Annotated in this window: 13 protein-coding genes; all 13 read left to right on the top strand. The window is 45.2% G+C overall.

Features of this window, described 5'->3' with window-relative positions:
* The first annotated feature begins 90 nt into the window (after positions 1–90).
* The 13 genes from IX91_RS21765 (at position 91) to IX91_RS21705 (ending at position 15269) form a co-directional block, all read left to right on the top strand.
* Positions 91–4947 carry a DUF1566 domain-containing protein gene (locus IX91_RS21765; RefSeq protein ID WP_004745761.1) on the top strand — a complete coding sequence of 1619 codons (4857 nt, stop codon included), beginning with the start codon at positions 91–93 and terminating at the stop codon, positions 4945–4947.
* Positions 4948–5023: 76 nt separating this feature from the next.
* Positions 5024–5206 (top strand): Flp family type IVb pilin, encoded by a 183-nt coding sequence (locus IX91_RS21760; RefSeq protein ID WP_004745762.1) that lies wholly within the window; start codon positions 5024–5026, stop codon positions 5204–5206.
* Positions 5207–5230: 24 nt separating this feature from the next.
* The gene (gene cpaB / locus IX91_RS21755) at positions 5231–6073 is read left to right on the top strand and encodes a Flp pilus assembly protein CpaB (protein WP_004745763.1); all 843 of its coding nucleotides are present in this window, start codon (positions 5231–5233) and stop codon (positions 6071–6073) included.
* 20 nt (positions 6074–6093) lie between these two features.
* Entirely contained in the window at positions 6094–7479 is a 1386-nt protein-coding gene (locus IX91_RS21750) for a type II and III secretion system protein family protein (protein WP_004745764.1), read from the top strand.
* 13 nt (positions 7480–7492) lie between these two features.
* Positions 7493–8110: a CpaD family pilus assembly lipoprotein gene (locus IX91_RS21745; RefSeq protein WP_004749668.1), complete on the top strand. Its 618-nt coding sequence runs from the start codon at positions 7493–7495 to the stop codon at positions 8108–8110.
* Between the two features lies 1 nt (position 8111).
* Positions 8112–9275 carry a P-loop NTPase gene (locus IX91_RS21740; RefSeq protein WP_004745766.1) on the top strand — a complete coding sequence of 388 codons (1164 nt, stop codon included), beginning with the start codon at positions 8112–8114 and terminating at the stop codon, positions 9273–9275.
* Positions 9275–10609, top strand: a complete 1335-nt coding sequence (locus IX91_RS21735) for a CpaF family protein (protein ID WP_004745767.1) — start codon at positions 9275–9277, stop codon at positions 10607–10609. Before IX91_RS21740 ends, IX91_RS21735 begins: the two co-directional genes overlap by 1 nt.
* Positions 10609–11523: a type II secretion system F family protein gene (locus tag IX91_RS21730; protein ID WP_004745768.1), complete on the top strand. Its 915-nt coding sequence runs from the start codon at positions 10609–10611 to the stop codon at positions 11521–11523. The genes IX91_RS21735 and IX91_RS21730 overlap by 1 nt, the downstream gene beginning before the upstream one ends.
* Positions 11520–12374: a type II secretion system F family protein gene (locus IX91_RS21725; RefSeq protein WP_004745769.1), complete on the top strand. Its 855-nt coding sequence runs from the start codon at positions 11520–11522 to the stop codon at positions 12372–12374. The genes IX91_RS21730 and IX91_RS21725 overlap by 4 nt, the downstream gene beginning before the upstream one ends.
* Positions 12371–13111: a tetratricopeptide repeat protein gene (locus IX91_RS21720; protein ID WP_004745770.1), complete on the top strand. Its 741-nt coding sequence runs from the start codon at positions 12371–12373 to the stop codon at positions 13109–13111. The genes IX91_RS21725 and IX91_RS21720 overlap by 4 nt, the downstream gene beginning before the upstream one ends.
* A complete protein-coding gene (locus tag IX91_RS21715; RefSeq protein ID WP_004745771.1) occupies positions 13108–13536 on the top strand; it encodes a TadE/TadG family type IV pilus assembly protein in 429 nt (142 codons plus the stop codon). Before IX91_RS21720 ends, IX91_RS21715 begins: the two co-directional genes overlap by 4 nt.
* Entirely contained in the window at positions 13526–14080 is a 555-nt protein-coding gene (gene tadF, locus IX91_RS21710) for a tight adherence pilus pseudopilin TadF (protein ID WP_004745772.1), read from the top strand. Before IX91_RS21715 ends, tadF begins: the two co-directional genes overlap by 11 nt.
* Positions 14070–15269 (top strand): vWA domain-containing protein, encoded by a 1200-nt coding sequence (locus IX91_RS21705; protein ID WP_004745773.1) that lies wholly within the window; start codon positions 14070–14072, stop codon positions 15267–15269. The genes tadF and IX91_RS21705 overlap by 11 nt, the downstream gene beginning before the upstream one ends.
* The last annotated feature ends 11 nt before the right edge of the window (positions 15270–15280 follow it).

Below are 15280 nucleotides of genomic sequence, written 5' to 3'. Positions count from 1 at the left end.
AAAAGATCAAATGATATTGATAACAAGTATCATTTAAATTAATATTCACGCTCATTTTTGTGATTGTTTTATAAATTCGGAGTTCGAGCGGTGGGAGTACTGGTCAAAAAGCTTGGGGCAGGAGCCATTTCGGTTGCCCTTATCGGATGTGGTGGGGGAAGTGAACCTGACAGTAAATTATCACCATCGGTTGAACCATCTGCAAGTAACCGCCTAACAGGTGTTGTTATGGATGGATATCTTGTAAATGCCAACGTATGCCTGGATAAAAACAAGAACTCAATCTGTGATAGTGGTGATGGAAACATTGTTCAGACGGACTCTCAAGGTAAGTATGAGTTGCCAGTGGAAGGCAGCACCCAAGGCTACCGAGTTTTAGTTGAAGCTATTGCCAACAAAACCATTGATTTAGACAACCCTAATCAGACGATTACTAAAGACTTTACTCTTGAATCGCCTGTGACTCACTCGGATGTTGTCAGCCCAATGACTTCGATGATTGCAAGTATGGCAGACCTTACAGGGGAAAGCTTCGATGAGGCTGCTCGCACACTTGCCGCCGATCTAAACGTTTCAGAAGATGTACTGAAATCTGACTACGTCTCTGGAGCTAGCTCAGAAAGCCAACAGATCCATATGCTTGCTCGTGGTATCACCCGAGTCATTCAATCTGCACAAAACGCTTCGAAAGATGGTGGAGTCACAGAAGAGTTTGCTCGCAAAGGTTCTATGAATCGATTAGCAAACTTAGATGTTGCAGCGATGAAGCAGCGTACAGATAACTTATCCCATGGTGCGCAGAACACAGAGCAAGCTTTAGAACAGTTAGCAAGCGATTACCGTGATGACCTAAAAATCGACCACGATGATATTAAGGGAGACGTTGTTACTACCGTTCCACGTGCCCCAAAAAAAGGCGTAGTGGATGATTCTGCGGATACCTTTGATTGGTCGTTAGTTAAGCCTTTTGCATCGCTCTCTGACTACGAATATTCATTGGACAATGGCATTAACTGGATCAAGGTGGCACAAAAGCCAATTTCAGTCGGTACCACTGCAATAGATAAAGGTGCGGTTCAGGTTCGAGTTGCAGCAAAACCCGCTAAATTCATTACAGCAGGTAAGCCGCTGAAGTCAGCTAAAGCATTTACAGAAACTCGAGTTCCACCTGCGCCTTCAAATTTAGTTGTAAACGATGCGGAAAATACTTTTGACTGGCAACACTCGGCAGGATTCTCGCAGGTCAGCGACTACGAATACACGCTTGATGGTGGTGGTACATGGCTGCTTGTAAATACAAAACCCCAAAAGCTTGCGGATGTCGCCATTGCTGCAGGGGATCTTAAACTCCGTGTACGCGAAGATTTTAGTTCTGCTCGTCCAACAGGTTTAAGCACTAAATCGACGCAACCCATGACGGTAACGCCAGCTTCACCGAGTGCGCCGTCGTTGGTGCGTGCCAATGACGACTCGGATCAGTTCGAGATTCAACTTGTGATGGGCTTTGATGTCTTAAAAAATTACGAGATAAACCTTGGTTCAGGCTGGCAGGAGTTGACCTCTAACCCTTACGTTGTGGGTAACGTTAAACTCGATGCTAATACTATTCGAGTACGTGTAAAAGCGAACCCAATAGATGGTCGTCCTGCTGGGGAAGAGCTACTTATTACGCAAGCTTTCACCAAAGTGCTAGACAAACCCGCGGCTCCAACATTGCCTCTAATAGACGATGCTAACAACCAGTTTGGATGGACGGTAGTTGCCGGTTACAAACAACCAAACCTGTATGAGTTATCTATTGATGGTGGTCAGAGCTTCCAAGCTGTCACGACAAACCCTTTATCGATTTCTGACAACAACTACAACATTGGCAAAGTTTGTGTTCGCGTAAAAGCAAATGCAAGCAACACTGCGGGAAGTTTACTTTGCAATGACAAACCGTTTACGGTGACACCAAATGCTCCTATGGCACCAACTGGGGGGATTGTTAATGATGCTGCAAACACATTCGATTGGAGTTGGGTTGCGGGCTTCGAGACTGCGGCTGATTATGAAGTCAGCATTGAATCTGGTGATTGGTCTCCTGTAGCGAGTAAGCCAATTACATTACAAGATCGTATCTATGTAATAAACAGTATACAGTTACGTGTAAAAGCTAACCCAGTCAATGGGCGTCCGGCGGGTGCCGCGTTGTCAAACCAATCCGCACTTACTAAGCAACCAGATAAGCCGTCTGCGCCAACAAGCCTAGTGGTGGATGATAATGCTAATACGCTAGATTGGACCAATGTCGCTGGTTTTAGTGAATTAGCAAATTATGAATGGTCAGCAGATTCCGGTTCCAATTGGACGCCGGTACTCGCTAAGCCAATTGTTATTGGTGATATCGCTAAATCGAAGGGTGCTGTTCAGATTCGCGTTCGCGGCAATTCTCAAAATGGTATGCCAGCAGGTGTGGTTGCTTCTAACCCACTGCCATTTACGGAAACACCCTTGCTTCCCGCTCCTAGCAATGGAGAAATTAAGGTAGCGAACAATTCTGTAGCACCCAATATGATTAGCTGGGATTACGTCAATAGTGGTGAAAATTATAACAGACCCGAACATTACGAATTTACCGTTGATCAAGGAGCTACTTGGAACGCAGTAACGAGCAACCCCCAGTTTATTGGACCTAGAGCTTACGACAAAAGTAATGTTGGTCTTCGTATCAAGAAGAACGCTATCACAGGCAAAGATAATGCTTCGGGAAGTATTTTATGGGCAACGTCACTAACTGGACAATTTGGGCCTATTCAGTACGTACCGATGGCAAGCTGGAATCAGGCCGTTGGTTACAGCTTGTATCATGGCTGGAATAGCTATCACACCAACTGCATCGCGGAATATGATGTTCAGGGACAAGGCGATCCCATATTTTGGGTCAAAATGTCACCCTCGAAAGGTGAAGATGTATTTACAAAAGTATCCGAGTTTACGGCTTGTGGTATCAAACATTGGAAATTGCCTCTATCTTCAGAAGCTGTTCCTTTAACCAGACGAAAGCGAGATACATTACCTAGCTTTGCGCGATCGTATTTGATTAGTGACTATCAAATTACGTGGGTTGATGAATCGGGTACTGCAATCGCTTATAAAAACGGCGTGAAAGATACTTCCGAATATACGAGTAAATACCCGTTTGTTAAATGGCAGCTAGCAAGTGGTTCAGTGTTGTTGGGTGACGTTACTTCAAAAATGTCAACGATGAATAGCTTGTTATCTCAACAATCTAATGAGTTAAAGCAGGCTGAATTATTCTTAACACTTTGGTTAGCATCGAATCAGAATAAACAAAAGAGTTATTCTACCTTGCATAGTGAAGCGAATTTGAAACTGCAAAGTTTACAGTCAATAGCAGCTAGTTGGGCAACGCAAAAATCACAGCAAAAAGAGAGACTAGATGAGTTGGCATTCAATGCGCAAATGGCTCAAGCTCGTACAGATGCACAAAGTGTTGACTATATTTCGAAAGTATCAGAGTTCCAAAACAAATTTGATCAACTAAGCAAGAATAATCTCGCATTATTAGGGTATGTGGAAGCTACTTCAGTTGCAGGAAAATTAGCAAGCATACAGATTCACGCAGACTCCATGAGTTCGGCGCAATCTGCCTTGGTTGCTGCTAATTCAGGTAGTGATATTCACCAAGCAACTCTTGCGTTTTATTCTGCGTTGTTTGATATCGAAAACGACAACATGCTTGCCAGTGCACTGAAGCTATCACTGAACAATGCATTGAGTCAGATTGATAGCCAATTTTCAACTCTGATTTCTAATATTAATGGATTGCTGTCGCAGTTAGATTCTACGCTTGCGCTTAATAACTTAGATACATTGCATACCACTGCCAAAGATGGTTTGAATCGAGCCCATAGTAATGGTTATGTCGTATCGCAAGCAGATGCTCTAATTGATGGACAATTTGCCAAGTTAGATTTTCTAGGTCGCTACCTACCAAAAGCGGCTACTTATCAACAAGGGTGGCGCTGTGTACTTGATACAAAGTTAGTGGGAGCTAAACGAGTTTGGACATTACTACGATATGGCACTCCAGGTAGTAAAGATGAGGTTGTTTACAATGCTTCTGGAGCTGATCTTCCAAGTGTATTGGGTTCTGGGGGCGTGCTAGAACAGACAAATAGCGCCAATCTCTGTGGTTTTAATGATTGGAAATTGCCGCATCCAAATCAGATAAAGTCGCTAGAGACCGCGTCGGTTGTCGACTTGAAAGGGGCGAGTAAAACCATTGATGCGCGTGTATTCCCTAATCATAAAGGTCTGCTACCAGAGTACGATAAAACATACTCTCGTGGAGGTACACGCTTCTTTTACTGGACGAGCTCATCATCAAGTTCTTCTAAACAGAATACTTATGTATTTGCGAACACAAGTGAGCGACCGGAGCTACGTTCTTTCCCGGTAGCGGGCGACGGCTACGATGCTTTTGTGACAATAGCTCGTTTAATGCGGGAAGATATCATAGCTTGGGAGTTTATTGCCGCTGACGGTTCAGTTGCCAGCGATAGGCTTTCTGCAAAATGTGCTAAAAACCCGCGTACTGGTGAGATTTGGCAGATCTTCCAAAACGCGACACCAAGTGAGCGATACAAAACCTACGACCAGATCGTTACTGAACTTGCAAATTTCAATTCGCAAAGAACATGTGGCAAATCTAACTGGGTACTGCCGTCGACTGACAATATGCTAGGTTTGGTGCCAAATAACTCGGCTGTATTCCCTTATTACAATCCTACCAGCAGCTCTTACTATGACAATGATATGTACGTGACTGATGGCTCAACGAGTTACAGCAACGTTGAACGATTTGATATGGAGTCTAGCGAGTCTCAGAAGGGTTACAAAGGCTCTTATGACAAATACCTATTCCGCTTTATCTCAAAATAACACTAACAATTTCTAACTATAACAATTAATCCAGCCTCTTTCGGGAGGCTGAACCTCTTATTTCAGGAGTCTATTCATGCTTAATAAGAAAAAACAACGCGGTGCAGCCGCGATTGAATATGCAATTTTAGCAGCAGCTATGTCGGTAGTTTTACTTTCGCTTGTTGGCGGTAGTGACGGGAAGCTAACCAAAGCCATCACAGGTGCTTACGAAACCGTTATTGAATCACTAGAGAAAACACAGGACTCAGGCGAGTAATTCGCCTGCTCTATAGGAATTAGCATGACAGCAAAACGTCTAATGGTGTTGTCTTTGGTCTTGTCGGTGGTCGGTATCGCAATACTACTGCTCGGGCAAGCCAATAGTGTTGCACCTCAGCCGCAAAGTTCAAGTGAACAATTTACTAAGGTACTGATCGCTAAACAGTCAATTCGTGTTGGTCAGCCATTTACTCTTAATATGTTTAAGTGGAAAGAGATATCAGAGCAAGAGTTAACTAACTACTTAGATTACATCACCGAGGAGCAGTTCTCGCGACTGTCGATAAAAGCGGGTATCGCACATATTGCGATTAAGTCGGGCCAGGTGATGTCTTCAGCAGATCTAATTCGTCCTGAAGGTGGCGTTTCCATGGCATACAACGTGCGCTCTGGCTATCGCGCTATTTCAGTGCCTGTTGATGAAGTGACCGCTAACTCTGGTTTCGTTCAGCCTGGAGATAAAGTCGATATCTTGATGCTTGGCTCTCAGGTTAGCGAGTTAAAAAAATACGATAACCTAGTTCAAGGTTTATACGTTACCACTATCGCAAAGGACGTGAGAGTCTTGGCGTTTAATGAATTATCCAGTTCGGAAGATTTTCAAAAGCAGCGCAGTTCCTACGGGGCAGATTTGCCTGATAACAGCTCTGTATCTCTTGAGGTAACGCCAGATCAAGCTACTCAAATCGTTTTAGCCAACCAAATAGGCAAGTTGACGCTATCGCTACGCGGGGCTGATGAAGTCGATTCGGCGCTAGAGCAGCCCTTCACTGTGACTTCAAAACTGATCAACCCTGACAGCCAGCAGGTTGAACCGGATGTTGGCCTTATTCAGCTCAGACCCAATTCAGTCAAAAGTAACTAGTAGTGGTAGGAATAGAAACTATGAACAAGTTTGTGCGTTGGTCGAGCTTATTGCTACTTCCTAGCCTATTTTTCTCTGTATCTTCTTTGGCTGCGGCCTTAGATGTGAACATCAATGAAGCAAAGATGATTAATCTTTCGCAAGATGCGAAATCGATCTTTATTTCAAATACCCATATTGCTGACTATCAGCCAATGACAGATACCAAGATCATGGTGTTTGGCAAAGAGGCGGGGACGGCAACAATCACTATTCTGAATGCTCAAGAACGCGTGATTTATAGCAACAAAATAAGAGTAGTACATGACACCAAAGAGCTTGATGCGTTAATTAAAGAGCAGTTTCCACAAGCTTCAGTTCACTCAGAATCTTTGGGTGGAAAACTATGGCTAAAAGGTTCAGTACCAACACCAGTAATGGCTCATAGCATTGTCAGTGTGGCTAAAAGTTATCTGTCACCGACAGTCGCCCCGCAGCAGGAAAAATCGAGCAACTCTACAACGAGTACATCTAGCTCAAGCAAAAACAGTTCAAACGAGAGCGACAAAGAAGACGAGCTAGTAAATCAGTTAGTCGTAACAATGCCCACTCAAGTGAATATCCGTGTTCGCATTGCTGAAGTGTCGCGTAACGTTTCGAACAAATTAGGTATTAAATGGGGCTCTGTAGGTCAAGGTGTCGGAAGCTTTCTTTACACCAAACCATGGGATGTAAGCAGTTGGGGCAAACCGACATTAAGTGCATTGGTCGATGCCCTAGCATCAGATGGCACTATGTCTATCTTAGCCGAGCCGAACCTAACCGCTATGTCAGGTGAAGATGCGAGTTTCTTAGTGGGTGGCGAAATACCCATTCCATTGATTCAGGGTGATACGGCGACAGTTGAGTACAAACCTTTTGGTGTCAATTTAAACTTTACTCCGGTTGTGTTAGGTCCAGATCGCATCAGTCTTAAAGTTTCACCTGAAGTGAGCAGTGTGACGGTCGAAAATCAGACGAGTCTGAATGGTAACGTTTACCCATCGTTCACCTCACGAAGAGCTTCTACCACGATTGAACTGGCGAGCGGGCAAAGCTTTGCTCTTGGTGGACTACTACAAAGTCACGAAATAGACCAAATTCAGAAGTTACCGGGTGTTTCCAATATCCCTGTGCTTGGAGGATTGTTCCGTTCTACCGAATATCAACGTCGTGAAACAGAACTGATCATTATTGCAACAGCATACCTAGTAGAGCCTGTGCGAAATGATTCTCTACCATTGCCGACCGACAATATTGTTCCACTTAGCGATCTAGAACGTCTACTGGCAATCCCTCGCCCTAAGGGTAGAAAAGTGAAAGATAGCAATACTTACACAGACAACCGCAAACCTCGCCTACTCGGTGACAATGGATTCTACTACTGAGGTAATTATGAGAATGATGAAGTATTTAATTCCCGCTCTGATCATCTTAGGTGGCTGTAGTTCTGCGCCTATTGAGCGTGAGCCAACAATTAATGTTGTCGCGGTAACCAATAAGCTAACGCTCAATCTAAAAGGCAATGCTCTGTCTTCGCAGCAGCGACAAGACGTACGTACTTTTATTGAGCGTAAGGGAACGCCGTATGCACTAAGGGCGAAAGTAGTTAGCCACACCAAGAAGGGGCAAGCTCAAGCGTCACGCATCGTCAATACCCTTGCATTGCAAGGAATGTCGCTGAGCAATATAGAACAAGCGCATATAGAACAATCCAAAGTGGGTGACATTCAAATTTTTGTCGAATCTTTCCGTGCCAAAGTGCCGAAATGTCAGCCTCAAAAATACAGCAATACCTTTTTAAACCAGTTTAAAACACACCCATCCTTCGGTTGTGCTAACCAAACTGCACTCGCGCAAATGGTAGCAAATCCGAAAGACCTCATTGTTGGTGAAGAGCTCGGTCCAACCAATGGTGCTAAGGCTGTATCGGCGATAGACAGCTATATCGCACCACCTTCCACCAATGGGGCTGAAGATACTCAGCAAACTTTACCGTCTGCGTTTGGAACTAACTAATATGCAAAAGCAAAATATCTCTGTTTTAGTCGCGGCTTCCCCGTTATTGGACTCGTACGCTCTAAGCACCGCTTTTGCGGAGCAGGGCATCACCTCTTTGACTAGCGTGGCGATTAATGAAGAGGAAATCGTCAAACAGGTTGTTAAGCATGCCTTTAAAGTCATTGCCTTGGATATCATTGAACAGCCGTTAGAGCAGGCGCAAGCTCTGATTCATGCGCTCAAAGTTCGTACTGGATGTCATATTGTTGCCATTGGCAGTAATGAACAAATTGCATTTTATCGAACAGTGGTGAAAGCAGGGGCACAAGAGTATGTGTTAAATCCCGTAGAAGCTGGTGCACTAAATAACGTTGACTTTCAGACTTCTTTTCAAGAAGAGAGTAAAGGCCAAGTCATCTCTGTGGTCGGTTCTAAAGGAGGCGTTGGAGCCTCAACCATTGCTGCTAACCTTGCCCGAGAATTGCACCAAAGAGGAGACACCATATCGGTTGCTGATATGGACTTTTCTACCGGTGACCTTGACTTGCAGTTTGATGTTCAAGGCAATACCTCACTAGTAGAGATGCTGCAATTCCCAGAGCGTTTAGAGCCGGTAGTTTATGAACGCAGCGCGATTCAAGTTGGGGAAGGAATAAGCTTATTTACCGGCTACTTACCGCTAGATGTGAGTCCATTTTGGCCTGAGAAAAGTGCATTAGATCATTTTCGCAAGTTCTGCTTATCTCATAGTGACAAGCTTATTCTAGACCTTCCATCGTTCTCTCTGCGTGACCAGATTGGTTTCAGTTCCTTAGCACATGCGGATGTTAGGGTTATTGTAGTTGAGCCGACACTGGCGTCGATACGAAATGCTGGTCAAATCCTTTCCGCCCTAGAAAGTTCACAGCAGCCGCAGTCAGGTAAAACCAATGTTGTAGTGGCGAACCACACTAAATCAGATAAAGCGTCGCTTATCTCTTGTCATGACATTCAGCGAGCGCTTGGATTTGGGGTGGACGTGGTTATGCCATTTGCTCCGACACATTTCCTTGCTAAAGGCGCGCTTGGTCAATCGTCTTTGAAAGGTAACCGCAAAGTAAATCGTGCTTTCGCGCAACTGGCTGATCTTGCTTCTGGGCAAGTTGCCGTCGCTAAACCTCGCTTCTGGCGAAGAGGTGCGTAATGTTTGGTCATTCTAGAGTCAAAACGCGTTCGAATCATACGTTAAGTAGTGTGGTGCAAGAGAAAGCAACGGATCCCGTACGCGAGCATTATCAAAGCATTCATGCTCAGGTCGTCAATGCCATTGAGGCGAGTGTGGTGGTAAAGCTTTCAGCGAAAGAGCTTGAAGGCAGAATCCATATGCTCGTCAACGAGATTGTTGCTACGGATCAGCTACCACTAGGACATCGAGATGTTTCTCTGGTAGTGAAGCAGCTTGTTGATGAGTTGCGCGGTCTAGGGCCGCTACAACCTTTAATCGATGACCCTGTCGTCACCGATATTATGGTCAATGGTTATCGCGAAGTGTATGTAGAGAAGTTAGGCAAACTACAAAAAACCAACGTGGTGTTTCGTAGTGAAGAACAGCTGCTCAATCTAGCTCGACGTATAGTAGGAAAAATTGGTCGTAGAATTGATGAAACGTCACCCTTGGTTGATGCTCGCTTGGAAGATGGTAGCCGTGTCAACGTCATGATACCTCCTCTGGCACTCGATGGTACTTACATTTCCATCCGTAAATTTAGCCAAGACAAAATGTCTTTGAATCAATTGGCTGAAAACGGCGCGATGTCGCAAGGAATGGTTAAGTTGCTTGATGTCGTTGTCCGTAGCCGCTTGAACGTACTCGTCGCGGGTGGAACGGGTGCTGGTAAAACTACCTTACTCAATGCGCTTTCTTTTAGCATCTCGCCTAATGAACGTATTGTCACAATTGAGGATGCAGCAGAGCTTAAGTTGCAGCAACCACATGTTGTTCGCGCGGAAACTCGCCCTGCCAATGCAGAGGGTTTGCCGGCTATAGGCCAGAGGGAATTAGTGAAAAATGCGCTGCGTATGCGACCAGATCGAATCATTCTAGGTGAAGTCCGCGGTGATGAAGCGTTCGAAATGATGCAAGCAATGAACACTGGCCACGATGGTTCTTTGTCTACCTTGCATGCTAACTCACCAACAGATGCTCTGGTTCGAATCGAAAATATGCTGATGATGGCGCAGTCTAGCCTTCCGCTATTCGCATTGCGTCGTCAGGTGGCAGATACGGTCGACATTGTTGTTCAGGTAGAGCGAATGCGAGATGGCAAACGTCGCGTGGTTGCCATTACTGAAATTCTTGGGTTAGAAGGTGAGCAGTACGTTACCCAAGACCTCTATCGTTATGTCTCACAAGGCGAGGATGTTCAAGGTAACCTATTTGGTCACTTCCAAAGCGCCAAAACCGTGCCAGGATTTGCCGACAAAGCAAGCTATTACCAGTTGGAGCCACAACTTCGCAGTGCTATGGAGCTGGATTAATGATTCAGGTTTTAGTTTTTGCTGTTGTTTTCTTTCTGTTAGCTATTTTGTACTTGTTGCGTCAACACTCGCTCAAGAAAGTGGTTAAGCAACGGGTCGATTCGGTGGCGTTATCCCCAAGGCATGACGCTGAACTTTCGATCATAAAGAAAGCAACGTCTAAAGGCATTGTGAGAAGTTTGTTTGCCCGTTTGGATGCCTTGTTTTCCAGAGGCGATAAGCTCGTCCTTACTCTTGGTATGATCGCTTTACCATGTCTGAGCTTTTATTTCGTTACAGAGGTTGCTTGGTCTTGGCGGATAATCAGCGGTCTTACCGCTGGATTGTTGGCGTGTTGCGCTCTGTACATTGTTCGTAAGCGTCAGCAGTCAGAAGAATTTGAGCGAGACATAACGCAAGTACTTGGCTTAATCAGTCGTGCTGTTTCTGCGGGACTGTCTGTTCCTCAAGCGATTGAACAAGTTGCTCAGTCTCAGTCAGGATTACTTGGCCGTGAATTTCTGCTAATTCAGGATCAGCTTTCCTTGGGGCGTAGCCTACGCAGTACGCTTGATGAGGCGTGCGCACGTCTTCCATACAAAGCATTTCGCTATTTTTCGGTCGCTTTGATTCTTAACCAAAGTAATGGTGGTCAACTGAGAGATATCCTGCATAGCTTAAGCCGCACTTTGCACGACAATCGTGCCATGCAGAAAAAAGTAAAAAGTTTGACTTCAGAGCCTCGTATGACGGCTCGCTTTTTGTCGATTCTTCCGTTTGCTTTACTTAGCGTTGTTGCCTGGATGGACCCTTCTTTGTTCTCGCTATTGATTGATACAGAAAGTGGACAAGCGGTTCTAATTTACTGCGGCATCAGTATTTTAATGGGAGCTGCACTCCTCCAAGCGCTGACTAAAAACTGGAGGTTTTCATGATATCTATGTTGGGGATTGGCCTGGTGCTCATGGGAGTCATCGGGGCCATTTCAAGCTATTTCTATGCATCGCAAAGAGATGCAGTAAAGCAAAGGCTGAACAAAGTCGCCACATCAGTTTCCGCTCCAAAGGCTTCAGGTAACAAATGGCGATGGGCGACGAACCCTAAACGCGGGAAAAAGCTTGCAATGATCGGCTATTCAGCCAGTTATGCTGAGACGGTCTTTATGCTGATGCGCTTAACACTCATGCTCATAGGTGGCTCAGTGTGGATGGTTTCGCAGCAGCTAGAGATGAATGCGGCAGGTTTTGCTCAGGGTATTGCAATTGCAATTTCGGTTGGTATTGCGGTCGATAAGGTCCTCGACTGGCGAGTGGAAATCGTTCGTCAAGAGATTGCACGAATTACGCCAGATGCTTTGGATCTGATGGTGGTATGTGTGAATTCTGGTTTGCCACTAGAGGAAACTTTCAGAACCGTTGGCGGTGAGATGGAGTCTATCTCAAGGGCGCTATCACGGGAATGGTTACTAACTGCGACTGAAATGTCAGTACTTGATTCCCCATATCAAGCTCTAGATAACCTCGATGAGCGCTTGTCTCTACCTGAAGTGAACAACATGGTGGTTACCATGTCGCAAGCACTTAAATTTGGTACTCCTATGTCAGAGGCGCTCAAGCTTATTGCCTCCGATAGTCGCCAGTATCATCTGCTAGAACTCGAAGAATGGGTCGGCAAGATCCCATCCAAAATGTCTTTTCCATTGGTCGTATTCATCATGTTGCCCGTTGTGGTCATTATCGTAGCGCCAATCGTCTTAAGCCTATTCGACACATTGGGGCAATTATGATCAAAACTCTTGTTTCCATCGCGCTTTGCGGCTTGCTAGTGGGTTGCCAGTCTGCGCCAGAAACCAATAGCGCGCAGGAAGATTTAAAACTAGCCAATACAGCCTTGTTAAATGGGCATGCAGATAATGCGCTGACAATTTATAAACAGCGCTTGGTTATCAGCCCAAATGATACTGAACTATTGTTTCTCGCCGGTTCCGCATGCAATCAATCCGCTCGTTTTGATGAAGCATTGCACTATCTGAATAAGGGTAATCAGCTCGCGCCTTCGTATCAATTTGAGAGGGAAATTGGTCGTGCGCACTTGGCTCTCGGCAACTTGGTACAAGCTCAATCTTCACTTGAAAAGTCGGTAAAGGGTGACGCTAATGACGATGTCGCTTTAAACAGCCTTGGGGTCACTCATTCCCTCAATCATCAATATGGATTGGCAAGAAAAGCTTTCTCTGACGCGCTCGCATTAAAACCAGATAGTCTTGAATATAGAAACAATATGGCATTGGCATGGATGCTAGATGGCAACCCTCAACAGAGTATTCGGATTCTGTATCCCATTTATCAAAGGGGAGAGGCTAGCAGTAAGCTACGGCTTAACTTAGCGTTGTCATATGCGATGAGTGGGGATGCGGAAGCAGCGAAAGTAGTCGCTCAGCAAGACCTGTCACAAGTAGAACTAGAGAATAATGCTCGTTTTTATCAGAGTGTGGCGAACAAGTTTGGTGGTGTGTCTAAATGAAGCGTCAACAAGGCAGCCAAACTCTTGAATTCGCCATGATAGCGTTGCCTTTTATGCTATTGATGTTGGCGATTTTCGAGTTAACCCGATTCTTGTGGGTCAATATGATCTTTGAGTCTGCGGTAAGCAGCGCGATACGTGAAGTGAGAGTACTAAGCCCTTCGTATGCTGCGGACCAAAAGTTTGAGGCTCGTATTGCGGAGTTTCCTCTTTTGCGCTCTGAGGATATTGAAGTGAGTCAACCTCGCTACGCAAAAACCTTCGCTCAGTTGGCACAGAAAACTCCAGTGTCATCCTCACAAGCTATTTTGGGGGAGTACAGTGTTTCATATCGATTCGCCTTCCTAGTGGTTCCGCGATTGAATGAAGCCTTTTCAGAAGTGACGACTTTGAAGCGAACGGTTGTGGTGAGCTATGACCGCTAAAATCAAATCACAACAAGGTGCAACGGTTGTCGAGTTCCCCTTTGTCGTGCTCGGCATTATGGTCATCGTGTTTGGTTTAGTCTCCATCTATCGCTTGATGTACGTTCAAACTCGCATGGACAGCAGTGCTTTTGTAGTAGCGGAGGCTGTTTCCAGAACCCTAAATGGGACTCCAGACAGTCGTCAATACAGTGCTGAAAACTTGCTGGAAGTTGCTACTCGAATGCTACCAACAGGCTTTGAACGCCAAAAGGTGGGTGTTGTATTAGATATCTATGATGAGACCTCAAATGTACCGATCTACTCAGTAATCGCAGGTGCTCAATGCCAAGAGGCAGGGTCAAAAGTGAAGCCCAAGAGCTTGGTTCCCGTTAACCAACAAGTTTCCAGTGCTTTCTACGGTAGAGAAGCGACCTTGATAAAATTGCACCTATGCGTTTTAGAGCCGTTTAATCCAGACTCTCGTTTTGCGATTGATGGTCTGGTTTTACCTAGCGAACTATCGAGCAATGCAGTCATGATTGGGAGGCACTATGCTAAATAACCAAATAATGCGCCAGAAAGGCTCGGTATCTTTAAGCTACTTAGCTCTGTTGATTCCTATGGTGGTGGCGGCCGCTGCGACTATTGTTATCGGTTACCAAGTTCAGTTATCTAACCGTGCGACACAAGCTGTAGATGCGGCGAGTTTGGCCTGTGCTTTTGCAGGGACAGCGGACAAGAACATGAATCAACGCTATTTGGATTTCTATCGTCCAAAAGTGGTTGGTGTGACGGCTGAGCCCGACATGTCTTCAGGCTGCAAGGTCAAGATGGGCTATCGTTTAAACTCAATCTTCACCTCTTTGACTTTATCTGACACTTCTTTTGTTGCGAGTGCGAATTCAAGTGAACTGGTCAGGGTAGAGCCTAGTGTCTCTTCATCTCCAACCGAATTGGTGGTGGTACTTGATATTTCTGGTTCTATGTCGAGTTCAATTACGGCATTGAAGCAGATATTAAACAATGCCCTTACTTCGTTAAAAAGCCAGCAAGCGCAAGCCAACAGCAGAGATCATATCAAACTCTCTGTTGTGCCATTCGCTGATGGAGTCTCAGTCAGCAACGCTCCTTGGTTACCGCAAGCAGGCGTGTTTTGTGTTGATGGGTTGACGAAGCAAGGAGGCAACGTCTCAGCGAGCGAGACGGTATCAAACCTAGATGCCTCCCACGACAAAGTGAGTGTTGACTTCAAAGCGCCAAATCAATGGTTAGCGGATTGTAGCGCGACTTCCCCATTATTACCGCTGACATCAGATCTAGATGTCGTGGCAAATCATATTGACAGGTTGGCTGTGACGGGAGGAACGGCATCGTATCAAGGATTGATATGGGGAATTAGGCAGCTAACTCCCAATTGGCAGAAGGACTGGGGTGTTACCTCTCGCTCTTCTACAAGCCCCACCCGAAAGCTGGTACTGATGACGGACGGTGCTGATTCAAATGACACTTTGGATCAACTCATCAGTGCAGGTCTATGTGATAAAGCGTCAAACACATTTGGTATCCAGTTGAATTTCATTGGCTTTAACGTTCTAGCTCCTCGTCTCGAACAATTTAGACGTTGTGCGCAGAGTGGTTCAGCTAACTCAGGCAAGGTTTTTCAAGCCAATAGTACCGAAGAGCTTAATGAGTACTTTGAACAAATTCTAAAGCTTGAATACGAAACAGTGCTCAATTTTGGAAATAAATAAACATTAAAACA

It is taken from the genome of Vibrio tubiashii ATCC 19109 (assembly GCF_000772105.1).
Lineage (GTDB): Bacteria > Pseudomonadota > Gammaproteobacteria > Enterobacterales > Vibrionaceae > Vibrio > Vibrio tubiashii.
The sequence above is the reverse complement of the archived record's forward strand: the minus strand, read 5'-3'. Positions and strand labels throughout refer to the sequence as shown.